This window comes from uncultured Piscinibacter sp. (assembly GCF_937952055.1).
GTDB lineage: Bacteria > Pseudomonadota > Gammaproteobacteria > Burkholderiales > Burkholderiaceae_C > Piscinibacter.
Window position 1 is genome coordinate 60,467 of record NZ_CALFYO010000013.1, and the last position, 23,477, is coordinate 83,943.

General features: G+C 71.5%; 25 protein-coding genes. 13 read left to right on the forward strand and 12 right to left on the reverse strand.

All coding sequences use genetic code 11. The annotated features are described in order from the left end of the window. Positions 1-9: 9 nt before the first annotated feature. Both Q0599_RS05165 and Q0599_RS05170 read right to left on the reverse strand, forming a co-directional pair. A complete protein-coding gene (locus Q0599_RS05165; RefSeq protein ID WP_298826618.1) occupies positions 10-1,266 on the reverse strand; it encodes a Zn-dependent hydrolase in 1,257 nt (418 codons plus the stop codon). Positions 1,267-1,433: 167 nt separating this feature from the next. Next, positions 1,434-2,354: an AEC family transporter gene (locus tag Q0599_RS05170; protein ID WP_298826620.1), complete on the reverse strand. Its 921-nt coding sequence runs from the start codon at positions 2,352-2,354 to the stop codon at positions 1,434-1,436. A gap of 128 nt (positions 2,355-2,482) precedes the next feature. Here Q0599_RS05170 and Q0599_RS05175 point away from each other — a divergent pair, with 128 nt between their 5' ends. Next, positions 2,483-2,980 carry a Crp/Fnr family transcriptional regulator gene (locus Q0599_RS05175; protein ID WP_298826623.1) on the forward strand — a complete coding sequence of 166 codons (498 nt, stop codon included), beginning with the start codon at positions 2,483-2,485 and terminating at the stop codon, positions 2,978-2,980. Between the two features lie 102 nt (positions 2,981-3,082). On the opposite strand, the gene Q0599_RS05180 is transcribed toward Q0599_RS05175, so the two are convergent. Next, on the reverse strand, positions 3,083-7,186 hold the full coding sequence (locus Q0599_RS05180) for an AAA family ATPase (RefSeq protein WP_298826625.1): 4,104 nt from the start codon (positions 7,184-7,186) through the stop codon (positions 3,083-3,085). A 215-nt stretch (positions 7,187-7,401) separates the two neighbouring features. On the opposite strand from Q0599_RS05180, the gene Q0599_RS05185 reads away from it, so the two are divergent. The 4 genes from Q0599_RS05185 to Q0599_RS05200 all read left to right on the forward strand — a co-directional run bounded on the left by Q0599_RS05185 (position 7,402) and on the right by Q0599_RS05200 (position 10,505). Further along, entirely contained in the window at positions 7,402-7,716 is a 315-nt protein-coding gene (locus tag Q0599_RS05185; RefSeq protein ID WP_298826628.1) for a hypothetical protein, read from the forward strand. A 60-nt stretch (positions 7,717-7,776) separates the two neighbouring features. Beyond that, complete coding sequence (locus tag Q0599_RS05190; RefSeq protein ID WP_298826631.1) at positions 7,777-9,627, forward strand: bifunctional acetyl-CoA hydrolase/transferase family protein/GNAT family N-acetyltransferase; 1,851 nt, start codon at positions 7,777-7,779, stop codon at positions 9,625-9,627. A gap of 161 nt (positions 9,628-9,788) precedes the next feature. Continuing rightward, positions 9,789-10,076, forward strand: coding sequence for a hypothetical protein (locus Q0599_RS05195; protein ID WP_298826633.1), 288 nt, complete (start codon positions 9,789-9,791; stop codon positions 10,074-10,076). 150 nt (positions 10,077-10,226) lie between these two features. Next, positions 10,227-10,505, forward strand: a complete 279-nt coding sequence (locus tag Q0599_RS05200; RefSeq protein ID WP_298826635.1) for a DUF4148 domain-containing protein — start codon at positions 10,227-10,229, stop codon at positions 10,503-10,505. 77 nt (positions 10,506-10,582) lie between these two features. Here Q0599_RS05200 and Q0599_RS05205 read toward each other — a convergent pair whose 3' ends face one another. Further along, positions 10,583-11,368, reverse strand: a complete 786-nt coding sequence (locus Q0599_RS05205) for a GNAT family N-acetyltransferase (protein ID WP_298826637.1) — start codon at positions 11,366-11,368, stop codon at positions 10,583-10,585. A 133-nt stretch (positions 11,369-11,501) separates the two neighbouring features. Between Q0599_RS05205 and Q0599_RS05210 the strand changes: the two genes are divergently transcribed. The 8 genes from Q0599_RS05210 to Q0599_RS05245 all read left to right on the forward strand — a co-directional run bounded on the left by Q0599_RS05210 (position 11,502) and on the right by Q0599_RS05245 (position 17,336). Beyond that, positions 11,502-11,963 (forward strand): YHS domain-containing (seleno)protein, encoded by a 462-nt coding sequence (locus tag Q0599_RS05210; protein ID WP_298826640.1) that lies wholly within the window; start codon positions 11,502-11,504, stop codon positions 11,961-11,963. A gap of 10 nt (positions 11,964-11,973) precedes the next feature. Beyond that, complete coding sequence (locus Q0599_RS05215) at positions 11,974-12,465, forward strand: hypothetical protein (RefSeq protein ID WP_298826643.1); 492 nt, start codon at positions 11,974-11,976, stop codon at positions 12,463-12,465. Positions 12,466-12,474: 9 nt separating this feature from the next. Then, positions 12,475-13,668, forward strand: coding sequence for a tetratricopeptide repeat protein (locus Q0599_RS05220; RefSeq protein ID WP_298826648.1), 1,194 nt, complete (start codon positions 12,475-12,477; stop codon positions 13,666-13,668). After that, complete coding sequence (locus Q0599_RS05225; protein WP_298826651.1) at positions 13,665-14,486, forward strand: alpha/beta hydrolase; 822 nt, start codon at positions 13,665-13,667, stop codon at positions 14,484-14,486. The genes Q0599_RS05220 and Q0599_RS05225 overlap by 4 nt, the downstream gene beginning before the upstream one ends. Next, complete coding sequence (locus Q0599_RS05230) at positions 14,480-15,085, forward strand: VTT domain-containing protein (RefSeq protein ID WP_298826654.1); 606 nt, start codon at positions 14,480-14,482, stop codon at positions 15,083-15,085. Before Q0599_RS05225 ends, Q0599_RS05230 begins: the two co-directional genes overlap by 7 nt. Beyond that, positions 15,082-16,257: an ATP-grasp domain-containing protein gene (locus tag Q0599_RS05235; protein ID WP_298826657.1), complete on the forward strand. Its 1,176-nt coding sequence runs from the start codon at positions 15,082-15,084 to the stop codon at positions 16,255-16,257. Before Q0599_RS05230 ends, Q0599_RS05235 begins: the two co-directional genes overlap by 4 nt. Before the next feature lie 87 nt (positions 16,258-16,344). Further along, positions 16,345-16,632, forward strand: coding sequence for a hypothetical protein (locus Q0599_RS05240; RefSeq protein WP_298826660.1), 288 nt, complete (start codon positions 16,345-16,347; stop codon positions 16,630-16,632). 233 nt (positions 16,633-16,865) lie between these two features. Beyond that, positions 16,866-17,336, forward strand: coding sequence for a hypothetical protein (locus Q0599_RS05245; protein WP_298826663.1), 471 nt, complete (start codon positions 16,866-16,868; stop codon positions 17,334-17,336). 10 nt (positions 17,337-17,346) lie between these two features. Here the strand turns inward: Q0599_RS05245 and Q0599_RS05250 are convergent, their stop codons facing one another. The 8 genes from Q0599_RS05250 to Q0599_RS05285 are packed head-to-tail and all read right to left on the reverse strand — an operon-like array spanning position 17,347 to position 23,474. After that, positions 17,347-18,384: a PAS domain-containing protein gene (locus tag Q0599_RS05250; RefSeq protein WP_298826665.1), complete on the reverse strand. Its 1,038-nt coding sequence runs from the start codon at positions 18,382-18,384 to the stop codon at positions 17,347-17,349. Between the two features lie 41 nt (positions 18,385-18,425). Beyond that, the gene (locus tag Q0599_RS05255; protein ID WP_298826667.1) at positions 18,426-19,295 is read right to left on the reverse strand and encodes a HAMP domain-containing sensor histidine kinase; all 870 of its coding nucleotides are present in this window, start codon (positions 19,293-19,295) and stop codon (positions 18,426-18,428) included. Between the two features lie 10 nt (positions 19,296-19,305). Continuing rightward, positions 19,306-20,058 (reverse strand): response regulator transcription factor, encoded by a 753-nt coding sequence (locus Q0599_RS05260; RefSeq protein ID WP_298826670.1) that lies wholly within the window; start codon positions 20,056-20,058, stop codon positions 19,306-19,308. 9 nt (positions 20,059-20,067) lie between these two features. Beyond that, positions 20,068-21,042 carry a YeeE/YedE thiosulfate transporter family protein gene (locus tag Q0599_RS05265; protein ID WP_298826672.1) on the reverse strand — a complete coding sequence of 325 codons (975 nt, stop codon included), beginning with the start codon at positions 21,040-21,042 and terminating at the stop codon, positions 20,068-20,070. A 13-nt stretch (positions 21,043-21,055) separates the two neighbouring features. Further along, on the reverse strand, positions 21,056-21,328 hold the full coding sequence (locus Q0599_RS05270) for a carbonic anhydrase (protein WP_298826675.1): 273 nt from the start codon (positions 21,326-21,328) through the stop codon (positions 21,056-21,058). 7 nt (positions 21,329-21,335) lie between these two features. Then, the gene (locus Q0599_RS05275; protein ID WP_298826678.1) at positions 21,336-22,478 is read right to left on the reverse strand and encodes a patatin-like phospholipase family protein; all 1,143 of its coding nucleotides are present in this window, start codon (positions 22,476-22,478) and stop codon (positions 21,336-21,338) included. Further along, positions 22,475-23,263: an acetoacetate decarboxylase gene (locus Q0599_RS05280; RefSeq protein WP_298826681.1), complete on the reverse strand. Its 789-nt coding sequence runs from the start codon at positions 23,261-23,263 to the stop codon at positions 22,475-22,477. The genes Q0599_RS05275 and Q0599_RS05280 overlap by 4 nt, the downstream gene beginning before the upstream one ends. A gap of 43 nt (positions 23,264-23,306) precedes the next feature. Further along, the gene (locus tag Q0599_RS05285) at positions 23,307-23,474 is read right to left on the reverse strand and encodes an SDR family oxidoreductase (protein WP_298826683.1); all 168 of its coding nucleotides are present in this window, start codon (positions 23,472-23,474) and stop codon (positions 23,307-23,309) included. Positions 23,475-23,477: the final 3 nt, after the last annotated feature.

Sequence of the window (23,477 nt, forward strand, 5' to 3'; positions counted from 1 at the left end):
CCGCCGGCCTCAGCGCGCCACGCCCGCGAGCTCGAGCAGGGTGTGCAGCAGCACGTCCGCGCCGGCGGTGACATGCTCCGGCGCCGCAGCCTCGATCTCGTTGTGGCTGATGCCGCCCTTGCAGGGAATGAAGATCATGCCGGTCGGTGCCAGCCGCGCCATGTAGACCGCATCGTGCCCCGCGCCGGACACCACCGGCATCTGGCTGTGGCCGAGTCTCGCGGCCGCCGCCGCAATGGCGTTCACGCAGCTGGCGTCGAAGGGCTGGGCCGGGTAGGCCGACACCTGGTCGATGGTGATGCCCAGCCCGCTGCGCTCGCTCAGCCGCGCGGCCGCGCCGCGGATGTCGGCGTCCATCGCGTCGCACAGCGCGTCACTGGCATTGCGCAGGTCGATCGAGAACTTCACGCGGCCCGGGATGACGTTGCGGCTGTTCGGGTGCACCTCCACCATGCCCACCGTGCCGCGGCCGTGCGGCGGGTGCCGGCGCGCGCAGGCCACCACCTCCTGCATCAGCGCCGTCGCGACCTGCAGCGCGTCCCGGCGCAACGCCATCGGCGTCGGGCCGGCATGGGCCTCCATGCCCAGCACGGTGCAGTCGTACCAGCGGATGCCCAGCACGCCGGTGACCACGCCGATCGTCTTCGCGTGGTCTTCCAGCACCGGCCCCTGCTCGATGTGCGTCTCCAGGTAGGCGCCGACCGGGTGCGCCCCGGGCTCCTCGCTGCCGACGTAGCCGATGCGCTCGAGCTCGTCCTTCACGGTGCGCCCCTGCGCATCGGTGGCCGCATAGGCATGCTCCAGCGTGAACGCCTTCGCGAACACGCCCGATCCCATCATCACCGGCACGAAGCGCGAACCCTCCTCGTTGGTCCAGAAGGCGACCTCGATCGGCGCCTCGGTCTCGATGCCCTGGTCGTTCAGCGTGCGCACCACCTCGAGACCCGCGAGCACGCCGTAGTTGCCGTCGAACTTGCCGCCCGTGGGCTGGGTGTCGATGTGGCTGCCCGTCATCACCGGAGCGAGGCTGGCGTTGCGTCCCCGACGGCGCATGAACACGTTGCCGATCCGGTCGATCGTCACCGTCATGCCGGCGTCGCGCGCCCAGCGCGAGACGAGATCGCGGCCCTGCCTGTCGAGATCGGTCAGGGCCAGGCGGCACACGCCTCCCTTCGGGGTGGCGCCGATGTCGGCCAATTCCATCAGGGAAGCCCAAAGACGATCTCCGTTCACACACAGATCAGCCATGCCAGAGTCGGTGCTCATGATCGGTCGGACGCTCCCGCTATCAGTCTACGACCAGACAGTGACGTGAGGCGTCGATCGGACCCACCTGCATGTTCACGGACCGGGCGCCGCGTCGGTGTCGCCGTCAACGACCGTGGGCATGCGCAGCCCGTGGCCATCGAACAGTCCAGCGGCGGCCGGAGGCTTCAACCGAAGCCCTGGAGCATCCACCACCACGCCGGCAGCGTCAGGAACGACAGCGGCACCCCCAGGCCCACCATCAGGGTCACCAGCGAGGGGTCGAGGTCATGGTCCATCGCGACGATCGCCGCGCCGATCATCGGGCCCATCGCAGCTTCGAACACCGAGACCTGGATCACCAGCCCACGCTGCCCCAGCAGGCCCGCCAGCACCGCCAGCACCAGCGCCGGCCCGATCACGAGCTTGAAGCCCAGGCCCAGCACCAGCAGCCTCATGCGCCCGCGGATCTGGCTGAGCCGCAACTGCATGCCCACCGACACGAGCGCCAGCGGCACGAGCGTCGTCGCAAGCCGGCGCAGCAAGGTGTCCAGCCAGTCCGGATAGCTGAACGACAACGCCGTCATCGCCAGCGCCACCAGCAGCGAGATGAATGGCGCAAAGCCCAGCAGCTTGCGTGCGAACGCCTTCGGATCGAAGCGTGCATCGCGGCTCGCGCACAGGCCGGCGAGCACGATGCCGAGCGTCGACAGCGCCATGTACGAGCCGAGCTGGTCGACGACGATGCCGATCCCGACGTGTTCGGCGCCGTACCAGGTCTCGATCATCGGGATGCCGATGAACGAGGTGTTGGCCAGGGCACCTGTGAGGATCAGCGCCCCGATGGTCGGCTTCGGCAGCGACAACAGGCGCCCTACCGCCCAGAAGAAGCCCGCGCCGACGCCGAGCAGCAGCCACGGGGTCAGCGCGGCGAGCGCGAGCTGCAGTTCCAGCGTCAGACCGCGCACCGTGACCAGGGTCAGCGCCGGCAGCGAGACGTTGATGACGAAGCCGTTCAGCGCCGACGGTGCATTGGCCGGCAGTCGGCCACTGGCCCGCAATGCGATGCCGAGCGCAAAACAGGCCAGCAGCAGGATCACGTTGTTCATCGCCTTCGACGAGCCTCCCCGGACCGCGCTGTCCGACGCCGCAAGGTTGAGGGGCCTGTGGCAAATCGTCAACCGTGCGTGCCGCATCTGTTCGATGGCGCGCGACGGCGCTACGCTCCGGCATGACCATGCCGACCGACCTTGCCCTCGACGCCGCGGCCGACTTCTACCGACGCTGTGCCGAGGACCGCGACGACGACGGCCTCTTCCTGCCGGACTGGGGCCTGGAAGACTGGCGCGCGCTGTTCGTGCACACCACAACCCAGATCCTGGAAAGCGGCGAGGCACTGCTTCGCCGCGGCGAGAGTGACCGCGCACTGTACTTCGTGGTCGGCGGCGCGCTCGAGGTCAGCGCCGCGGCCGCGCGCGGCGGGGCACTGGGAGGCCTGTTCCGTGAGACACCCGGCTCGGTGATCGGCGAAATCTCGTTCTTCGACGGCCGCGGCCGCTCGGCCACCGTGTGGGCGAGCCAACGCACACAGCTGCTGCGACTGGACTTCCACGGTTTCCTGGCGTTCGCCGACGAGCGACCGGCGCGCGCCCGGGAGTTGCTGTTCGCGCTGGGCCGCGTCATCGCGTGGCGCCTGCGGCGCGGCGAAGCGCGGCGCGATCACTGGCCGTACTGAAGGACCGGGCGCCTTCTTGCGCCAAGCCAGGGCGGCGATCGTCTTCTCCAGCGCGTCGGCCACTTCCGAGAGCGCCTCGGACTGGACCTTCCCGGCCTGCCGTCAGCGCGTTCGCCGTCGCGGAGCGCTCGACATGCGACGACGCCGGGACGCCGCGATGCCGGCCGCGGACTCGGCGGCGCCGGACCTGCCGACCGAGCGCTGATCCGCCCGCGGGATCGGTCCCGCGGGCAGACTGTCGAGCAACGCCTTCGCGTCCTGCAGGTCGGGCGTGTCGAAGCCCTCGCTGAAGGTGGCGTGCAGCGGCCCGAGCAGCTGGCGCGCCTGATCGCCCTTGTCCTGCTCGCGCCAGAGCCTCGCCAGACTCGTGGCGGCACGCAGTTCCCAGGACCTCGCATGCTGGCGGCGCGCGATCTCGATCGCATGCCGGAAGCTCCGCTCGGCCTGCATCGCCGCGCCTGGTGCCCCCTGCCGCAGCGTCAACTCGCCCTTCAGCCGATGCAACTCGGCGGCATTTTCCTGGTCGCCGGTGCGGTCCGCCGCCTCGATCGCCCGTTCGAGCACGTCGAGCGCTTCGCCGGTGCGTCCCGCGCGCGCCAAGACCGCTGCGAGCAGGCCCTCCTGCTGTGGGCGCCACAGCCGGTGCGCCATCCCGTCCAGCGCGGCCAGGCCCTTGCGAATGGTCTCGAGTCCCTGGCTCGCGCGGCCCAGCTCGGCCTGCGCCCAGCCATGGACCGGCGCCGCGTACGCCTCGGGCCATGCGAAGCCATGCTCGATCGACAGCGCGATGGACTCCTCCACGAGCCTGAGGGCATCGTCGGCCTCGCGTCGGTACAGGTGAAGCCACGCGACGGTGTAGGTGGCCATGGCCAGGCTGTAGGGGTGACCGATGGCACGCGCCGTCTCGAGCGCCCTCGCGCCCCATGCCAGGCCTTGATCCGGACGACCGAGCATCCAGTGCGCCCATGCTGCGCCGGTCAGCGCGATCACGTAGCCGTCGTAGCCAAAGCGCTGGATGCGCCCCGCTGCGGCATCGGGGTCGTAGCGGGCGATGGCTTCGTTTGCGTGCGCCAGCTCCGCCTCGAATGCGCCGCGGGTGTGCAGCGTCACGAGCTGTGCCACGTGGCCCTCGATCGCGAAGTCCGTGCTGTCCATGCGCGTCGCCAGCGGCAGCAGGCGGTCGACCACATCGGTCGCACGCGCCACGTCGGCCTTCGCCAGGTAGAGCTGCCACAAGCCGAGCAGGACGAAGAAGAGATGGCCGGCATCGCCGAGCTCTTCGCAGAGATCGCGCGCCCGACGGTAGGCCGCCTCGACCTCGGGGGCCGCATAACCCGCGGCCAGCACCCACGCCTGGCCGAGCAGCACCCGCAGCGCGAGTTCCTGGCCGCTGCGCGCCGCGCCTGGCGGCAGACCGTCCAGCGCCGCCACGGCCCGCTCGAAATAGGTGATCGCCTCGCGCTGCGCCGATCGCCGCATCGCCAGCTCGCCGGCCTTGTGCCAATACGCGACGGCCTTGTCCATGGCGCCCGCCGACGCGAAGTGAAACGCGATCACCTCCGGCTGCGCGTCCTTCATCTCGGGGAAGCGCTCCTCGAGGGCGACGGCGATCCGTCCATGCAGCGGTGCACGGTCGGACCGCAGCAGGCTCGCGCTGGCAGCCTCCTGGATCAGCGCGTGCTTGAAGCTGTAGCTGGCCTCCGGCGGCGTGCCTTGCGCATGGACGAGCTCGGCCTCGCAGAGCCTGGCCAGCGCGGCCTGCAGCCGTGGCGCCTTCAGCTTCGACACCGCCTCGAGCAGACCGTAGGTGAACCGCCGGCCGATGACGGCTGCCTCCTGGGCCACCGTCCTGGCGGGCCCCAGCCGGTCCAGGCGCGCCAGCAGCAGGTCCTGCAGCGTGTCCGGCACGGCATCCGGCGCGCGGCGCGTCGGCGGGTCCTCCGCATGGCCGGTGTCCAGCGTGTGCTTGGTGAGCTCCTCGAGAAAGAGCGGCACGCCGTCGGCCTTGTCGACGATCTGCGCCAGCACATCGGCAGGCAGCCCCGCTTCGCCGGCGAGCCCGGCGACCAGTGCCTCGCTGTCACTGCGGCGCAGCCGCCGGATGACGAGCGACGTGACGTGCGGCTCGCCCGACCAGGGCATCGTCTCTCCCGGACGATGCGTGACCAGCACGAGCACCGGGAGACTCGGCACGGACTCGACGAGCCGGTCGAGGAACTCGCGCGTCGTCGGGTCGCTCCAGTGGAGGTCCTCGAAGATCATCAGCACCGGCTGTCGTCTCGTCAGGCCGACGAGCTGCGCGGCCAGGGTCTCCAGCGTCTTCTCCATCCGGCGCTGCGGCGTGAGATCCAGCGCAGGGTAACGATCGTCCGCCGGGATCGACAGCAGGTCCGCGACGAGTGGAATCTCGCCGGGCCGGTTGCCGCCGGCCTGCGCGAGCAAGGCCTCGAGCTTGTCCAGCTTCAGCGCCGGGGCATCGCTCCTCGAGATGCCCGCCGCACTCTCGAGCTGCCGGATCACCGGGTACAGGGCGCTTTGCTGGTGATGCGGCGAGCCGTAGTACGCAATCTGCAGGACGGGCTCGACACGCAGCGACTGTCGAAGCGCCTCGACGAGGCGCGACTTGCCGATGCCAGGTTCACCGACGAGCACCACCACCTGACCGGCACCGGCACGCGCCTGCCGCCACCGGCGCGCGAGCAGGTCCAGGTCCTCCTCGCGTCCGACCAGCGGCGCGAGCGTCGCCGACGCACGCGTCGCGGCGAACCGGTTCGGCCCGTGGCGCTCGGCAAGCACCCGCCAGACACGCACCGGCGCGGCCGCCCCCTCGATCGGCCGGGTTCCGAGGTCCTCGCACTCGAACAACGCGCCGAGCGTGGTCTTCGTGCTCGAGGCGACGAGCACGTCGCCCGGCGCTGCCGCGGTCCGGAGTGCGGCCACGATGTGCGATCCCGCGCCCGCAACGGTGATCTCGCGCGTTCCGGTTGCCAGGGCCCGCTCGGTCACGACGACGTGACCGCTGGCCACCCCGACGCAGGTGCGCAGCGCGGGCTCCGGCAGCGACGTCAGCTGGCCGACCTGCGCCACGATCTCGAGAGCCGCGCGCACCGCCCGCTCCGCGCCGTGCTCGTCCGCCCGCGGATAACCGAAGCAGGCGGACACGGACGGACCCAGGTGGTGGTGCAGGACGTGCCCCCCGCATCGGGCGATCACGCGCTCGCAGCAGGTGCGGAACGCCGCGATGACCTTGCCCAGGTCCTCCGAGTCGAGGCGGACCGACATCGCGGCGGCGTCGGCCAGGCTGCACGACAGAAGGGTCACCCAGCGGCTGCCGCCCCCGTACGCCGCCTCAGGCGCGTCGTCGGTGCCAGCTTCGCCCGGCGTCGTCGCCTGCACGGAAAGCCCGTCCACGCCGAGCGCGCCGCGTGGCCCCGCGGACTCTGCCGTGGGTGGTCGCGTCGTCACCGCCTTCCACTCGTCGGGGCGCAGCGTGTGCGCGAGCGCTCGCATCTGCGCGTCCGGCTCCAGCCCCAGTTCCCGCTGCAGCGCGTTGCGGTAGCGTTCGAAGTGTTCCAGGGCCGCGCCGCGCGCGCCCTGTTCGGCCCCGAGGGCGATCAGGGCGCGATGAGCCTTCTCGTGCAGAGGATCGATCGCGAGCATGCGGTGGGCCACCTCGAGCGTCGCATCGACATCCGCACGCGCGCCGTGGTGCTCGAGCAGCTTCTCCAGTGCCCTCAGGGCGAGATCCTCGAGCCGCTGACACTCGCCGCGCACCCACTCCTCGAACGCCGAAGAGGGCAGGCTCGAGCCATCGAGAAAGCGGCCCCGGTAGAGCGACACCGCCTGCTGCAGCGCCTCGATCGTGCCCTCGGCGATCAGCCGCTGGAAGGCGTCGGCGTCGACCCAGACGGCATCGGGCGACAACGCGATGCGGTCACGATCGGCGACGAGAAGATGCCCCTGCGGGGCGTCGATCGACTTGCGCAACACCGCCAGCGCCTGGCGCAGGCTGGCCCGCGCCTGGTCCTCGCCGCTGCGATCCCACAGCAGGGTCGCCAGCGTCTCGCGCGAGCGGCCCTGCCCCGGACCCATCGCCACGTAGGCGAGGAGGCCGTCGAGCTTGCGGGAATGGAGTCGAATCGGCTCGCCATCCGCCTCTCGCAGGACCTCGAAGCCCCCCAGGACGCGGATCTTCAGTCGTACCACCCCAGACTCCTTCCGACCGAGAGTTCACACGTGGCATGCCGCGTGTGCCACCTTTCCCCAACGCGGCCGACCTTCGTGGCTTGTGCCGGCGCAGTTTACGGAAGTTTTGCGCAATCTTTGCTGTCGATTGATGCCCTCCGACCACCATGGCGCCGGATCCCTTGACGTGCACAGGTGCGGCATTCATCCCGTCGGGACCCGCAGGAGACGACAAAGTGGCGAAGCACGGACACGCAGCTAATCCCCCGGTCGACCTCGCCGGCCCCGCCTGGCGCGGCGGTTCCGGATCCGATCGCGCAGGCAACGCCTTCATCGCGACGGCCGTCGCCGTCGCGATGGGCATCATGCTGGCGGGGATTCTCCTGGACTTCGGGCCGACACATGCCGAGGTCGCGGGCGCCATGGTGCCGGATCCTCCGGCCACCCGGACCGACACGCCGAACGGCACGACGGTGCCCGACGCCGCCACGGTGTTCGGCCCCGGCCAGCTGGGCGCGTACATCGTCGAGCCCGAGACACCCACGTTCTGAGCCGGCCGGCGCGCCCACACCATCGAGCCCGCGGCCCGTCCCTGCATGGAGCCCCTGCCGATGCCTCCGCCCCGCAGCGCCGGCACGGCGCGACATCTCTGCGCCGAAGAGGCGGCCCGGCTCGTCAAGCCGGGGGACCATGTCTTCATCGGTACGGCCAGCGCCACGCCTCGAACCATGGTGCGCGCGCTCGAGGCGCTGAAGTCGCCGCCCGCGGACGTGGAGATGATCCACTTCCTCTCCGACGGCGCACTGCGTGTCGATGACCAGGGGCGCGTCTCGACGGCGTTCCGGCACCGAGCCTTCTTCGTCGGCGCGGAGATGCGCGCGGCGGTGCTCCAGGGCGTCGCCGAATACGTGCCGGTGCCGATCGCGCGCGTGCCGGAACTGATGCGCAAGGGCCGCATCCGCGTCGACGTGGCCATCGTCCAGGTGACGCCGCCGGACGCCTTCGGCTACGTGAGCCTGGGGGTTTCGGTGGACGTGGCGGCCGCGGCGATCGAGTGCGCCAAGCTCGTGATCGCCGAGGTCAACCCGGCGCTGCCGTGGACGATGGGCGACTCGACGCTGCACATCGGCAAGATCGACTGCCTCGTCGACGTGGCGCCCGAAGTGCCCGAGTACCATCACCCGCCGACGGACGACCAGGTGGTGCACCGCATCGCCCGCTACATCGCCGGCACGATCGACGACGGCTCGACGCTGCAGATCGGCATGGGCCGCATCCCGCAGGAAGCGTTGCGCTACCTCGACGATCGCCGCGACCTGGGCATCCATTCCGACGTCATCACCGACGCGATCCTGCCCCTGCTGGACAAGGGCATTCTCACCGGCGAGCACAAGACGCAGCACCGCGGCAAGATCGTCTGCAGCTTCGCGTTCGGCTCGCGCCGGCTGTACGAGACTGTCGATCGCAACGCGCTGTTCTCGTTCCAGCCGATCGAGGCCGTGTGCCATCCCTACACGATCTCGGCCCAGCACAGAATGGTGTCGGTGACGCAGGTCTTTGCGATCGACCTGACCGGCCAGGCCTGCTCCGACCAGTTCGCCGGCGAGTTCTACGGCGGCATCGCGGCACAGGGCGACTTCCTGCGCGGCGCCTCGCGTTCGGCGGGCGGCAAGGCGATCCTGTGCCTGGCCTCGACCACCGATGACGCAAGCGTGTCGCGCATCCGGCCGCAACTGCTGGAGGGCGAAGGCGTCTCCATCGCCCGCAGCGACGTGCACTACGTGATCACCGAGTACGGCATCGCCTACCTGTTCGGCAAGTCGGTGCGTGAACGGGCCATCGCGATGATCGAACTGGCCCACCCCGGTTTCCGGCCCTGGCTGCTCGAGCAGGCCAAGGCGCTCGGCCTCCTGCCGCCGGAGCAGACGTTGCAGAACATGCGCGCCTACCCGGTGGAGGACGAACGCAGCGTGACGCTGAAGAACGGCCGCGTCGTCATGCTGCGCCCGGCGCGTGCGTCGGACGCCAACAGCATCCGCGACCTGTTCTTCAAGCTGCCCGACGGCGACATCTACACGCGCTTCTTCCGCCGCGTCCGCGCGCTGTCTTCCGACGACATCCGGCGCCTGTGCAACTACAACCAGGAGAGCGAGGTGGGCTTCGTCGCCACCGTCGGCACGCGCGACAACGAAACCATCGTCGGCCAGTGCTGCTACTTCGTGAACCCATCGTCGAACACGGCGGAGACCGCCTTCCTGGTCGACCCCGAGTGGCAGGGGTGCGGCCTGGGCAGCGCCATGCAGCGCCGACTCGCCGAACACGCGCAGGCGCGCGGCCTGCGCGGCTTCACCGCCGAGATCCTGCCGCAGAACGCCAAGATGCTCGCCCTGGCCCGCGGCGGCGACGGTGACATCACGGTCGAGCGCGACGAGGACTCGGTGATCATCACCGCGCTCTTCTAGACGCTGCCCCGGATCCCTTCCGCGCCGCCGGGACGGCGCGCGGCGACCTGTAATGCCGCCGAGCATCCGTCGACCCAAGGTCACGCGGATCCGGCCACGGCCGGTCCCGCGAACGGCAACCCCACCCCCATGGCATGCGCATGCACCACCAGGAGATCGACATGAACCTGACTTCCCTCGTTCGCGGCGCGACCGTCGCGCTCGCGCTGGCGACCTGCGGCGGCGCCGCGTTCGCCCAAGGCGACACCTACTCGCGGCTGTTCGAGATGCAGCAGATGGACCGCAACAAGGACGGCATGGTGTCGAAGGCGGAATACCTCGCCATGGTCGCGAAGGCCTGGGACATGAAGGCCGCCGAGATGAAGGTCAAGGGACGCATGACCCTGGAGCAACTGCACGAACTCGAGAAGATCCTCGGTCGCTCCGTCGGCGCGCCTTCGGGCACCTGAGCCGCGCGGCGTGATGGATTCGTGAGTGTGGTGGACGAGATTGTGAGTCATGGCCGCCATGCGACGGCGACGCACGGGTACCGACGCGATGCGGCACAGGTCGCCGCGCCGGGGCTCACCCCACCCACCCACACTCACCGAGGACTCACCATGACCCGCAAGCAACTCATCGTCGCGATCGCCCTCACGCTGACCGCCGGCAGCAGCTTCCACGCCCTGGCGGCCGATGCCGACGGCGCGAAGACGCGAGCGCAGGTGATCGCAGAGATCGCCCCGGCGCGCGCCGACGGAAGCTTCTACGCCGGGGGCGACGGCACGCCGCGCGGCCTGGCCCGGGCTCGCCTGGCCGAGCGCGAGGCTCGCGAGCGCCAGGCTCGCATCGCGAACGAAGCCCGCGCCGCCGGCACGCCGTCCCGCAGCGGCAGCTGAAGCGCCACCGTCGCGCCTGGGCCGGGTCCGCGTCGTTCGCGGGCCCGGCCCTTGCGCTTGTCGGGGCCGCCGGCTGCTCAGCGCAGCGCTCCGACGAATCGGCCGCGACGCTGCAAGGCGCGCAGCATCGGCGCGTGCAGATCGACCAGCGTCAGGAAGTCGATCGTCCTGAACTCGCGGTCGATCGCCGGCGGGCCGCAGATTTCGGCGCCGAGCGCCAGGTAGGCAGCGAGCAGCTTGGGAATCTTCGGCGCCTGCGCTGCGGGTGCATCGAGCGGGCAGGCGAAGCGGGGATGCGGCCAGGTGCGCAGCGCCGGCGCGCTGAGATGCGGCGACAGGCGCTCGTAGGCGGCCGCGCCGGCGGCGCCGTCCTGCGAGGTCAGCGAGCTGCACCCGATCAGCCAGCGCGCCTGGCGCTCGCGTGCGTAGGCAGCGATGCCATTCCACAGCAGGTTGAGCACCGCGAAGCTGCGGTGCTCGGCATGGATGCAGGCGCGGCCGAGTTCGACCAGTTCGGCGCGCAGCGGCTCGTAGGGCGTGAAGTCGAATTCGCGCTCGCTGTAATAGCCCCTGCCGGCCGCGGCGCGCGCGCCGGTCTGCAGCCGGTAGGTGCCGATCACCGCCCCGCTGGGCAGATGCTCGACGAGCAGGTGGTCGCAGCAGGTGTCGAAGTCATCGGCGTCGAGCCCGGTGGCCCAGGACTCGCTCAGGCCTTCGCGCAGCTCGAGGTTGAAGACGCGGAATCGCAGCGACTGCGCAGCGCGCAGGTCTGCGGCATCGGCGGCCAGCCGGAGGCGGTAGCTGCGTTCGGCGTTCCCGGCCCTCGCGAGGCCCGGGCTGGCGATCGAGGCGGTGGCATGCATCGGTTCCTCCTGCGGCCACGGCGGCCGTCACCCGGTGGTCGGCCGTCGATCGGCCGGCTTACAGCCAGCCCCGCTGTAATCCCGCCCGCGCCGTCACGACAGAGCGACAACACCCCAACGCAAGAGGCCTGCCATGCTCCGTGCTGTCCACCACCTGCTCGTGGCCGTCGTGGCGACGCTGGGCCTGCAGGCCCAGCCCGCGGCGGCGAAGGACGACCCGGTCTACACCGGCACCTTCAGCAATGCCGCCGTCGGCGGCTACGACACCGTCGCCTACTTCACCGAGCACAGGCCGGTGAAGGGCGACAAGCGCTTCGTGCACAGCTGGCAGGGCGCCGAGTGGCGCTTCGCCAGCGCCGAGAACCGCGATCGGTTCGTGGCCATGCCGGAGCGTTATGCGCCGCAGTTCGGCGGCTACTGCGCCTGGGCGGTGTCGCAGGGCTACACCGCCTCGGGCGACCCGCTGTTCTGGAAGATCGTCGACGACAAGCTCTACCTGAACTACGACGCCGAGGTGCAGAAGAAGTGGGAACAGGACATCCCCGGCTTCATCGCCAAGGGCCGGCTGAACTGGCCGAAGGTGCTGGGCCAGTGAGGAGCGCAACATGACCGACTCCCGATTCGTCCGCTGGCTCGCCGGCGGCCTCACGCTGTACATCGCGTTCGTCTTCCTGCAGTCGCTGTTCTTCAAGTTCAGCGATTCGCCGGAGACGCAGTACATCTTCGGCACGCTCGATGCCTGGGGTGCCAGCCTCGGTGTTCCAGGGCTGTTCGCGCCGAGCGGCCCGTTCAGCCAGTACGCGGTCGGCAGCGCCGAGCTGATCGCGTCTGTGCTGCTGCTGTCCGGGCTGCTGCTGCGGCGCCCGCTCTTGCACGCGGGGGGGGCGCTGCTGGCCATCGGCGTGATCAGCGGTGCGATCTTCTTCCACCTCTTCACGCCGCTGGGTGTGCAGGTGCGCAACACCGATGGCAGCCTGGACGGCGGCGAGCTGTTCGCCCTGGCCTGCGGCGTGTGGATCGCGTCGGCCGTGCTGCTGGCGATGCACCGCGGCACCTTCCGCGCGCTGCGGCAGCGGCGCCGCACCGCAGCCGCCTGAGGCCAGCGCATGCTGCACGATCGCGCCGGACTGCAGGTCTCGACCGGCCAGCGCGAGGTCGTCGAGGCGATCGATCGCTTCGTCGACGAGCTGCTCAGCCATGGCCAGCAGGCCGCGATGATCCTCGACGCCGCCGAACGCGACCCCGATGCCACGCTCGCCCAGGCCTGTGCCGCGGCGCTCCACCTGTTCCTGCAGACGAGCGAGGGGGTGCAACGCGCGCGGCCGTGGCTCGTGCGCGCCAGGACGGCCGCTGCACGCGGGGCGAGCGCGCGCGAGCACCTCCTGCTCGCGGCGCTGGAAGCCTGGGCCGATGGCCGGCCCCAGGACGCCCTGGCGCATCATGTCGAGATCGCACGCCGCTGGCCGCGCGACCTGCTCAACGCCAAGCTGGCGCAGATCCACCAGCTCGGGCTCGGCGACCGCGCCGGCATGCATGCGCTCACCGCGCAGATGCTGCAGCACAACGCGCACGTCAGCTACGCCTGGGGCCTGCACGCCTTCGCGCTCGAGCAGGTCGGCGAGCTGGACGCTGCGCTGCGCGCGGGCGAACGCGCCGTCGCGATGAACGCCGACGACCCGTGGGCGCAGCACGCGGTGGCCCATGTGTTCGATGCCCGCCGGCAGTTCGAAGACGGCCTGACCTGGATGTGCGCCCATGCGCCGCGCTGGGAACGCTGCTCGAGCTTCATGCTCACGCACAACTGGTGGCACGTCGCGCTGCTTCACCTCGCGCGAGGCGACGCCGATGCGGCCCTGCTGCTCTACGACCGGCGCGTCTGGGGCGTGCGCAAGTCCTATGTCCAGGACCAGGTCAATGCCGTGTCGCTGCTGGCGCGCATCGAGCAGCGCGGCGTCGATGCCGGCTCGCGCTGGAACGACCTGGCCGCGCACGTGCGACCGCGCATCCACGACCGCCAGAGCGCCTTCCTCGACCTGCACTTCGCCTATGCGCTGGCGCGCGCCGGCGACGACGAGGCAGTGGCCGAACTGCTCGGCGGCATCGCGGCCAAAGCGTGTCGCTCGAATGCGCCGGCCTGGCGCGAGCTGGCGCTTCCGGCGGCCCGGGGCGTGGTCGCGCATGCACGACGCCGACTGCGCGAGGCGGCGCAGGAACTGCAGCCGCTGGCCGCGCGCATGCACTTGCTCGGCGGCAGCACCGCGCAGCAAGGCTGGTTCGCGCAGATGCGCGGCGCGGGATGAGCGACCGCACTTGGAGCGCGCTGGCCGTGGTGCTGACGACGCTGGGCTGTGCGGCGTACGGGCCGCGCCGCCCGGTGGCCGACACCGCGCCGCTGCGCCGCAGCGTGGCGGTGCCGGCGTCGCTCGGGGCGACGCTCGGCACGCTGGTGGCTGGCGATCCGCGCGGCCCGCGCGCGCTGCTGGTCCACGGCACGCCCGGATCGGCCGAGGGTTGGACCGACTACCTGCTCGAGCCGCCGCCGGGCATCGAGCTGGTCGCGCTCGACCGGCCCGGCTTCGGGCGCAGCGGGCCCGACGGCCCGCTGGTGCGCCTGGCCGATCAGGCCGCCGCGGTCGCCGCCTTGCTGCCCGACGACGGCCGTCGTGCCGTGCTGGTCGGCCACTCGCTCGGCGGGCCGATCGTCGCGCGCGTGGCTGCCGAACATGCCGATCATGTGGCCGCCGTCGTGCTGCTGGCGGCGTCGCTCGACCCGGCACTCGAGCGCATCCATCGGCTGCAGCGGATCGGCGCGTGGCCGCCGGTGCAGGCCCTGCTGCCACGCGCGATCCGCAACTCGAATGCCGAGCTGATGGCGCTGCGGCAGCAACTGGTCGATCTCGAGGCACTGCTGCCGCGCGTGCGCGCGCCGGTGCTGATCGTGCACGGCAGCGACGACGACCTGGTGCCAGTGGCCAACGTGCCCTACCTGCAGGCCCGCCTGAGCGGTGTGCGCTGCCTGCAGACGCGGCTGCTGCCCGGGCGCAACCACTTTCTGCCGTGGAACGCCGAGCCCGAGGTACGTGCGGCCATCGCCTGGGCCGGAGGCGGGCCATGCTGAGCGACGGCAGCGCGCTGTCCGCCGCCTTCGAGGCGGCCCTGGCCGGCATGGCCGAACCGTGGGCGGTCTGCCTCGCACTGGCGCTGACCACGCTGCTGCTGGAGGACCTGGCCATCGCGGCCGGCGTCGCCGTCGCGGCGCAGGGACTGCTCGCCTGGCCGTTGTCGTTCGCGGCGGTGGCAGGCGGCATCGCCGCGGGCGACCTCGGTCTCTATGCCCTCGGCCTCGGCGCGCGCCGCTGGCGCTGGCTGCAGCGGCGCATCGCGCCGTCGCGCCATGACTGGGTGCGCGGCGAGCTGGTGCGGCGGCTGGCCGGCGCCGTGCTGCTGGCACGCGTCATCCCCGGCCTGCGCCTGGTCACCTACACCGCCTGCGGCTACCTGCGCGTGCCGCCGGTGGCCTTTGGCGCCTGGGTGCTGCTGGCCGTCGTGCTGTGGACGGCCGGCCTCTATGCGGCGAGCGTCTCGATCGGCCGATGGCTGACGCAGGCCTGGGGCCTGAGCGCGCCGCTGGCCGTGGCCCTGCCCATCGTCGTGCTGGCCGTGGCCGTGCCGCTGTGGCGCGCGATCCGATCCCGTTCCACCAGGAGACCGACATGAACACACTGACCGTGCCGCCCGGCCGCGCGAGGGATGCAGACGTCGCCGTGCCGGTGCGACCCCATCAGGGCATGCCGCCGCTGGAGCAGGACGGCGCGCCGCTGAGCTTCTTCGAGTTCTGGCCGATGTGGGCCTTCTATCCGCCGGTCGCGCTGTACGCCGCCTGGCTGATGATCCGCCACCGCGGCGTGCTGTTGCCCACCGTGGCGAACCCCTCGTTTCCGGCCGGCGGCTTCGTCGGCGAGTCGAAGTCGCAGATTCTCGGGCTGGCGCTGCGTCACGCGCCCGACGCGGTGGCCGGCTTCGTCGCCATCGACCGGCCGGACCGGGTCGAGCAGGCCGTGCATGGACACACGCTGGACGACGAGGTGCGCGCCGCGCTGCAGCACCTGCAGCGCGGCGGACTGTCGCTGCCGGTGGTGGCCAAGCCCGACCTCGGCTGCCGTGGCGTCGGCGTCAAGTTGATCCGCACGGCAGCGCAGCTGCGCAGCTACCTCGCCGCCTTCCCGCGCGGCGCACGCCTGGTCCTGCAGCGCTTCGTCGACTTCGAGGGCGAGGCCGGCGTGTTCTACGTCCGCGAGCCCGCGCAGGCGCATGGCCGCATCGTCTCGATCACGCTGAAGTACTTTCCGCACGTGGTCGGCGACGGGCAACGCAGCCTGCGCGAGTTGATCCTGGCCGACCCGCGCGCCGGCCGCCTGCCGCACCTCTACCTGCATCGTCATGCCGAACGGCTGGACAGCGTGCCGCGCGCCGGCGAGGCGGTACGCCTGGCCTTCGCCGGCAGCCACAGCCGCGGCGCGATCTTCCGCGACGGCAGTCACCTGGTCACGCCGGCGATGGAGGCGCGCTTCGACGCCATCGCGCGCGCCTTGCCCGAGTTCTGGTTCGGCCGCTTCGACGTGCGCTTCGCCGACTTCGCGCAGGTGCGCGCCGGCGGCGACTTCACCATCGTCGAGGTCAACGGGGCCGGCGCGGAGAGCACGCACATCTGGGACCGGCGCACGCCGCTGCTCGTCGCCTGGCGCGACCTGATGCGCCAGTACCGCTGGCTGTTCGAGATCGGCGCCGCCAACCGGGCGCGCGGCCACCGGCCGATGTCGATCACCGAGTTCCTGCGCGCTTGGCGGCGCGAGAAGGCGCTCACGCCGCTGTATCCGCCGACCGACTGATGCGGCCGTAATGCCGGGCATGCGGCATCGACGCATGGGCAGGCACGGCCGATGTCGCGCCTCACCCACCACCCACAGGAGATGCACATGTTCCCGAAGAAGCTCACCGCGGCCCTCGTGGTCGCCGCCGCCGGTCTCGGCGGCACCGCCTTCCCCGCGCACGCGCAGGAAGGCACGCAGGACGATTTCATGCTGATCTTCAAGATGAAGAGCATGGACAAGGACAAGGACGGCATGGTCTCGAAGAAGGAGTTCATGGCCGCCATGGAGAAGGCCTACGACATGAAGTCCAAGGCCATGGCCGCGCGCGGCGGCATGCTGACCGAAGCGCAGATGCAGGAGTTCATCCGCCTGCTGCACTACGCCGGCGGCTGAGCCGCTGCGGCGGCGAGCGAGGAGACGGCCGATGCTCTCGCGCATCGCCGCCACGATGGCGCCGCTGCTGGCGGTGGTGCCGCTCGGCTGCCTCTATGCGCGTCGCGCGAGGCCCGAGCTCGGCGGGGCGAACCGCCTCGCCGTCGACGTCTGCCGGCCGGCGCTGGTGCTCGTCTCGCCGTCGACGCGCCAGTTCAGCGTCACGCCGCCAGCTTCCCTTCCTCGCTGCCGCGGTGGTGATCATCCTCGGCAGCGCAGCGCTCGCCTGGCCGCTGGCGCGGCGGCTCGGCACCGACCCGCGCGCGCTCGCGCCGACGGTCGTGTCCGGCAACGTCGGACCGGTGGGGCTGCCGGTATCGATGCTCGCCTTCGGCACGGAGGGCTTGGCGCCGGCCTTGCTGCCGGTGCTCTCCGACCTGCTGCTCTTCACGCTCGGCGCGCGTCTGGTGGCCACGCCCTGGCACGCCTGGCGCATCGGCAGCCTCGGCGGCGTGGCCGCCGCCGTGCTGGCCATGCTGCCGCTCGAGCCGCTGCAGCGCGGCACGCTGTTCGTGTTCGCCGCCCTGCCGCCTGCGGTGTTCAACTTCCTGCTCGCCGACCGATACCAGCGCGCCCCCGACGACGTGGCCTCGATGGTGCTGGTCGACCCCCTGCTGGCGCTGCTGTTCCTGCCCGTCGGGCTGGCGCTGGCCTTCGGCGGCTGAGCGCCGTGCCTCAGCGCTGCAGGGCCTGGCAGCGCTCGATCTCCGCCGCAGCGCGCGCCAGGAAGATGCGGTAGATGCGCTCCATCAGCAGGTCGTCGCCACGCGGCCGCGTGTCGAAGATCGCCAGGTGGCCGAGCACGCGGCCGTCGCTGCCGGTGATCGGCATGCCCAGGTAGGACTCGTAGCCGGCCTCGCGCGGGAACAGCGTCGCCAGCCGCTCGCGGTGGAAGCAGGTGCGGCCCTGCTGCACGACCTCCTCGCACGGCGTGCCGGCGAGATCGAACTCGAAGCTCTCGCGCGTGCCGCGGCGTGCCGACCAGTAGCCCAGCGTGCGCACCCGTGTCGGCGGTGCATCGGCACACTCGGTGATGAACGCGCACTCGACCTCCAGCGCGCGCGCGAAGTGCTCGACCAGCGCGTCGAAGAAGCCCGCGCCGCTGGTGGCGGCGGTGCCGTCAGCGACCGCGTCGAGCACCGCCTGCACGCGACGCAGGGCCGTCACGTCGGTGTCCAGCCCGACGACGCGGTAGGGCGCCCCCGATTCGCGCCGGATCGCCACCGCACGCGACAGCACGTGGCGCACGCTGCCGTCGCGGTGGCGCAGGCGCAGCGCCTCGTCGACGTGCGGCGTGGCGCCCTCGAGGTGGCGCTGTAGCGCGGCCTCGAAGCCGGCACGGTCATCCGGGTGCATGCAGTCGCGCCAGGCCGGCAGGCTGTCGGGCAGTGCGTCCGTCTCGTAACCCAGCATGCCTTTCCAGCGCGGCGACAGCTGCACCGTGCCGGTGGCCAGTTCCCACTCCCACAGGCCGTCCTGGCTGCCGCGCACGGCCAGCAGAAAGCGCTGCTCGGCCGAGCGCAGCCCCGCTTCGGCCTGGGCACGCGCGGCCTCGCTGCGCTCGACTTCGGCGCGCTGCGTGGCCAGGGTCTGTTCGAGCAGAGCGACGCGGGCAACCAGTTCGCGGCGCTGCCGGCGGGCCCGGCCGGCCACCCAGCCGAGCGCGACCAGCAGCGCAAACAGGGGGGCGAGGACAAGGGGCTGGCTGAGCATGGGCATTCCTTCCGGAGGCGTGAACGGCGAACGGCCGGTGCTCAGGCGGCCATGCCTTGGGGCCGGGCCGGGGCATGTGCCGCCGGCAGATCGAACGACACCACGGTGCCGGCCCCGGGCGTGCTGCGGACCGCGAGCTCGCCGCCGTGCAGACGCACGATGCGACGTGCGATCGCCAGACCGAGCCCCGGCGAGGCGCCCACGCCCTGCACGCGCGAGGCGCGGTCGTAGCGGTCGAACAGGCCCGGCAGGTCGGCGGCAGCGATGCCTTCGCCGGTGTCGCTCACCGTCAGCGCGGTGCGCGTGCCGTCGGCGAGCATGCCGATCGTCACGCTGCCTTCCGCCGGCGTGTGGCGCAGCGCGTTGTCGAGCAGGTTCTCCAGGACGCGTGCGACGAGCGCGAGGTCGGCGTGCACGCGCGGCGCGGCCGCTGCGTTGCAGGCCGCCAGGCGCACGCCGCGCTGCCGCGCTTCGTGGCCGAACTTCTGCACCACGTCCTGCACCAGTTCGCCGAGCGCGAAGTCCTCCGCCTGCGGCGCCAGCTCGCCGGCCTCGAGCCGCGTCAGGTCGAACAGATCGTTGAGCAGGCGGCCGAGCTTCTCGCCCTGGCGCGCCGCGGTGAGCAGGTAGTTGCGTTCCTCGGCCGGCCCGAGGCTGCCGTGCCGCAGCAGCAGCAGCTCGAGGTAGCCCTGCATGGCCGCCAGCGGCGTGCGCAGGTCGTGGGAGACGTTGGCCAGCAGTTCACGGCGCTGCAGCGCCACACGTGACAGCTGCGCGTCGCGTTCGGCAAGCTGCAGCTCGAGCGTCGCCACCCGACCGGCCAGCTCGGCCTCGCGGCGGGCGCAGCGCCGATGCACGAACCACCCGACCAGAGCCAGCCCGGCGACGAGCAGAAGCAGCAGCGCATCCATCGCCGCGTGCTCAGCTCGTGCGCTCGGCGAACCGGTAGCCCACGCCCCAGACGGTCTGGATGAACTCGGGATTGCCCGGGTCGCGCTCGATCTTGCTGCGCAGCCGGTTGATGTGCGAGTTGACGGTGTGCTCGTAGCCGCTGTGGTGGTAGCCCCAGACCTGGTCAAGCAGCTGGGCGCGGGTGAAGACGCGGCCCGGCGCGCGCGCGAAGTGCGCGAGCAGCTCGAATTCCTTCGCCGTCAGCTCCAGCGGCTGGCCCTGCAGCCGCGCCTCGTGGCGCTGCAGGTCGATGCGCAGTGCGCCCTGCTCGATGAGCTGCGCCTGCGGCGCCTCCTGCGCGCGCGCGGCCGCCACCACCTCGGCGCGGCGGAAGACGCCCTTCACGCGCGCCGCCAGCTCGAGCATGCTGAAGGGTTTGGTCAGGTAGTCGTCGGCGCCGAGCTCGAGGCCCAGCACGCGATCGAGTTCGGAGGACTTGGCGGTGAGCATCAGGATCGGCGTGTGGTGCTCGGCGGCGCGCAGTCGCCGGCAGATCTGCAGGCCGTCCAGGCGTGGCAGCATCAGGTCGAGGATGACGAGGTCGTAGCGGCCCTCCTGCGCCTCGGCCAGGCCGGTCACGCCGTCGTCGACCAGACGGCATTCGCAGCCCAGCTCGGCGAGTTGCAGCGTGACCAGGCGGCCGATGTCGGGGTCGTCCTCGATCACCAGCACGCGCCGCGTGACGCCTGGGCCCACCTTGGCTGGGTTGACCTGCATGACCATGAAGTCATTCTAGGAAGCGGCCGTGGCGCGCTCGCCGCCGTGATCGAATTGTGAGAAAGCCAGGCGGGCCAGCCCGATCGCCGCGCACATCGTGGCGAAGCCGACCCAGGCGTAGGGCCACAGCAGCGGCATGCCGACCAGGATCAGGCCGTCGTTGCTGCCGGGGATGAGCAGCGTGCCGGCGCCCATCAGGGCGCCGCCGGCGGTGCAGCGCAACAGGTCCCATGCGCCGATGCGCGTCGCGCGGAAGCGGCCGGCCGTCCAGCCCCCCCACACCGCGCCGGCGAGCAGCGCGACGGCCAGCGCCAGCCGCGCCGGGAGGCTGGTGGTCATGCCGCGTGCCAGCGCGGCCAGCGCGTCGGTGTAGGCCCAGGCACCGACGAGCAGCAGCATGGCCAGGAAGGTGATGCCGATGACCGTGGTCGCCGCGTGCGGCGCCCAGACCCGCTCGCGCCAGCGCGCCAACCCGCCGCGACGCAGCGTGCCCAACAGCCGCCAGGCGACGAAGACGAGGAAGGCGCCGAGCGCGATGCCGGGCGCGGCGAGCACCGGCGCGCCGCCGGCCAGCGGCTGCTGCGGCGGCGCGAACAGCCATGGCACCGCCAGGCAGCCGAGGTAGAAGCCCAGTGGCGTGGCGGCATAGGCCCATTCGCCCGAGCCGAGCCGCGCGATCGCGCCGAACACGCAGGCGCGGTTGAGCCAGGCGCCCAGGCCGAGCAGCGCGCCTCCGGCCACCGTCCAGACGCTCGTGGCATAACCGGGCGGCAGCTGCGGCACGAGGTCGGCGGCGCGCGCAGCCAGCAGCCCGCCGGCGACCCACAACGCAGCCTCGCCGAAGGCGGCGAGGCGGCGCGCGCTGCGCTTGCCCAGCAACTCGTCGACCGCGGCGACGGTGCAGGTGGCGCCGCGCTGGATCGCGAAGCCCATCGTCGCTGCGCACAGCACGGCGAGGGCGAAGGCCACCGAGGCCAGCATGATGTCCATCGTGCCAGTCCCCTCAGTGACCGACCACGCCGGCGTACTGCAGCACCGACGGCAGGTTGATGTCGGTGCTGACGACCAGGTTGGCGATGTCGCGATGCACGAACATGTCGCCGGGGTGCGTGCCGGTGAGCCGGTCCGGGCCGACGCGGCTGTCCGAGCAGCCGATCCACAGGCATTCCGGGTGCTGGCCCTCGGCCAGGCGCTCGAAGTCGGCGGGGTCGTCGCGCAACCGCTCGGCGACGAAGGCACGGTTGTTCGCCGGCAGGGTCTCGATGTCGTGGATCACATCGGCCTCAGCTGTGCTCGATCACGCCCTCGATCGGGTCGCTGCTCGCCGTGGACCACGGGCTGCGCTCGACCATGCGCAGCGTGTCGGCGTAGCCGGCCTGGCGGCGTGCGCGCACGCCGGCCGGCGTGAAGTCGATGTCCTTGGTGTGGTCCTCGCCTTCGAGGCGCGGTGCCACCAGATGGGCCACGTGCATGGTGGTGCCGCAACCCCAGGCGGCCAGCTCCTTCACCTGCGCATCGTTGCGCCGCGACGGCGGGACCTGCCGGTGCAGCTCGCGGATCACGTGGCGCAGCTTGTGGATCTGCTTCTGACGGGCGATGTGGCTGTCGGCGCGGCTGGCGTACTGGATGTCCTTCTGGCGGCCCATCACCTGCCAGATCGATTCAGGCTCGGGGCCCTGCTGGTGCCACACGTTGACGGCAAAGATCAGCGAGTCGCGCCGCGGCTTGTCGTCGAGCACCGCCTCGATCGGCGTGTTGGAGTAGATGCCGCCGTCCCAGTACGGATCGCCGTCGATGCGGACCGCGGGGAACGCCGGCGGCAATGCGCCGGAGGCCATCACATGCTCCACGCCGAGGCGCTGCTGGCGGCTGTCGAAGTAGCGCATCGTGCCCGCCGTGGCATGGACCGCCCCCACCGTCAGGCGCATGCCGTCCGCGCCGACTCGCGCGAAGTCCACCAGCGACAGCAGCGTCTGGCGCAGGGGCTCGGTGCTGTAGTAAGCGGCCTGGTCGACGCCGAGCGGCGCATGCACGCCACGCCAGGCCTGCGGGTTGGGGCGGAAGAACGACGGGATTCCGCCGAACACGGTGGCGGTGTTGGACAGAAGGTTGGGCAGGCCGAGACCCGCCAGCGCGTCGGCGCCCGGCCAGCGCTGTTCGACCAGGTGCCAGAACCGCTGCAGCCGTTCCAGCCGGGCTTCGCGCGGGTTGCCGGCGATCAGCGCCGCGTTGATCGCGCCGATCGACGTGCCGATCACCCAGTCGGGTTCGATACCGGCCTCGTGCAGGGCCTCGTACACGCCGACCTGATAGGCGCCGAGGGCGCCGCCGCCCTGCAGCACCAGCACCACCTGGCCCGGCAGCGAAACGGCTGCATCGCCGGTCGCCGGCGTCGGCGCGCGCGCGCGGCGGGAGGCGGACTTCATTGGTTTGCCTCGGCGGCAGCGCGACGGTAGTCGTGCAGCACGCGACCGTAGGGCAGGGTGAGGTCGGCGATGAAGTGCAGCCCGCCGACGATGCTGCGTACCGGCAGGTCGGCCACCGGGGCGTTGACGTGCGGCACCAGGTGCAGCCGCGCCGGACCCGACCAGGCGCCGTGCACGTGGATGTCGCCGAGGTTGTAGCCCACCAGTTGCGCGATCGCCAGCGTCCCATCGACCTCGGGGATCAGCTTCAGGTTGACCTGGGTCCGGCTCATCTTCTCGACGATGCTGGCCGACGAGCAGGCCTTCCGGCCCTTCACGTCGTACAGCAGGTGCTGATGCTTGTAGCCCATGGTGCCCACGGCGACCGCGATGCCGGCGTACTCGAGCGTACCCGTCAGCGTGTCCTGCTGCACCGCCAGCCGCGGCCGGGCGTGCTTCTTCGGAAAACCCCAGATCTCGCGCCCGCCGGCGATCGGCGGCTCGTCGTCCAGATACATCTGCGCGGTGAAGTTGACATGCTCGCCGTCGAACAGCGCCGGAATCACGATGCCGGACTCCGTGTAGTCGCCGAAGCCGGCGCTGTCGGGCATGCGGATGAACTCGTACAGCACGGTGTCGCTGCCGTCGGGCTGCAACGGCGCTGGAAGTGCGGCCCGGATTGCCGCGGGGTCGGACTGGTAGGTGATGATCAGGTACTCGCGCTGGAGGAAGCGGTAGGGGCCGTGCGGGTACGAAGGCGAGGCCATCGGCATCGACGGCAGGTCGAGAACGGCGTGCGGTTGCATGCGAGGCTCCGGCAGGTGGCCGATGGCGGGATCCGCGGCCGAGTCAGTGTGCGGTCCAGCCGCCGTCCACCGGCAGAACGGCGCCGGTGATCGAGGCGGCGGCATCCGAGCACAGGTGCAGGGTGAGCGCCGCCACCTCCGACACCTGGACGAAGCGCTTGGTCGGCTGCGCCGCCAGCAGCACGTCGCGAATGACGGCGTCCTCGGAGATGCC

What these genes read in the sequence shown, in the direction of transcription:
- Q0599_RS05165 (WP_298826618.1), bottom strand. Translation starts at nt 1,266, where the DNA reads ATGAGCACCGACTCTGGCATGGCTGATCTGTGTGTGAACGGAGATCGT.
- Q0599_RS05170 (WP_298826620.1), bottom strand. Translation starts at nt 2,354, where the DNA reads ATGAACAACGTGATCCTGCTGCTGGCCTGTTTTGCGCTCGGCATCGCA.
- Q0599_RS05175 (WP_298826623.1), top strand. Translation starts at nt 2,483, where the DNA reads ATGCCGACCGACCTTGCCCTCGACGCCGCGGCCGACTTCTACCGACGC.
- Q0599_RS05190 (WP_298826631.1), top strand. Translation starts at nt 7,777, where the DNA reads ATGCCTCCGCCCCGCAGCGCCGGCACGGCGCGACATCTCTGCGCCGAA.
- Q0599_RS05195 (WP_298826633.1), top strand. Translation starts at nt 9,789, where the DNA reads ATGAACCTGACTTCCCTCGTTCGCGGCGCGACCGTCGCGCTCGCGCTG.
- Q0599_RS05200 (WP_298826635.1), top strand. Translation starts at nt 10,227, where the DNA reads ATGACCCGCAAGCAACTCATCGTCGCGATCGCCCTCACGCTGACCGCC.
- Q0599_RS05205 (WP_298826637.1), bottom strand. Translation starts at nt 11,368, where the DNA reads ATGCATGCCACCGCCTCGATCGCCAGCCCGGGCCTCGCGAGGGCCGGG.
- Q0599_RS05210 (WP_298826640.1), top strand. Translation starts at nt 11,502, where the DNA reads ATGCTCCGTGCTGTCCACCACCTGCTCGTGGCCGTCGTGGCGACGCTG.
- Q0599_RS05215 (WP_298826643.1), top strand. Translation starts at nt 11,974, where the DNA reads ATGACCGACTCCCGATTCGTCCGCTGGCTCGCCGGCGGCCTCACGCTG.
- Q0599_RS05220 (WP_298826648.1), top strand. Translation starts at nt 12,475, where the DNA reads ATGCTGCACGATCGCGCCGGACTGCAGGTCTCGACCGGCCAGCGCGAG.
- Q0599_RS05225 (WP_298826651.1), top strand. Translation starts at nt 13,665, where the DNA reads ATGAGCGACCGCACTTGGAGCGCGCTGGCCGTGGTGCTGACGACGCTG.
- Q0599_RS05230 (WP_298826654.1), top strand. Translation starts at nt 14,480, where the DNA reads ATGCTGAGCGACGGCAGCGCGCTGTCCGCCGCCTTCGAGGCGGCCCTG.
- Q0599_RS05235 (WP_298826657.1), top strand. Translation starts at nt 15,082, where the DNA reads ATGAACACACTGACCGTGCCGCCCGGCCGCGCGAGGGATGCAGACGTC.
- Q0599_RS05240 (WP_298826660.1), top strand. Translation starts at nt 16,345, where the DNA reads ATGTTCCCGAAGAAGCTCACCGCGGCCCTCGTGGTCGCCGCCGCCGGT.
- Q0599_RS05250 (WP_298826665.1), bottom strand. Translation starts at nt 18,384, where the DNA reads ATGCTCAGCCAGCCCCTTGTCCTCGCCCCCCTGTTTGCGCTGCTGGTC.
- Q0599_RS05255 (WP_298826667.1), bottom strand. Translation starts at nt 19,295, where the DNA reads ATGGATGCGCTGCTGCTTCTGCTCGTCGCCGGGCTGGCTCTGGTCGGG.
- Q0599_RS05260 (WP_298826670.1), bottom strand. Translation starts at nt 20,058, where the DNA reads ATGGTCATGCAGGTCAACCCAGCCAAGGTGGGCCCAGGCGTCACGCGG.
- Q0599_RS05265 (WP_298826672.1), bottom strand. Translation starts at nt 21,042, where the DNA reads ATGGACATCATGCTGGCCTCGGTGGCCTTCGCCCTCGCCGTGCTGTGC.
- Q0599_RS05275 (WP_298826678.1), bottom strand. Translation starts at nt 22,478, where the DNA reads ATGAAGTCCGCCTCCCGCCGCGCGCGCGCGCCGACGCCGGCGACCGGC.
- Q0599_RS05280 (WP_298826681.1), bottom strand. Translation starts at nt 23,263, where the DNA reads ATGCAACCGCACGCCGTTCTCGACCTGCCGTCGATGCCGATGGCCTCG.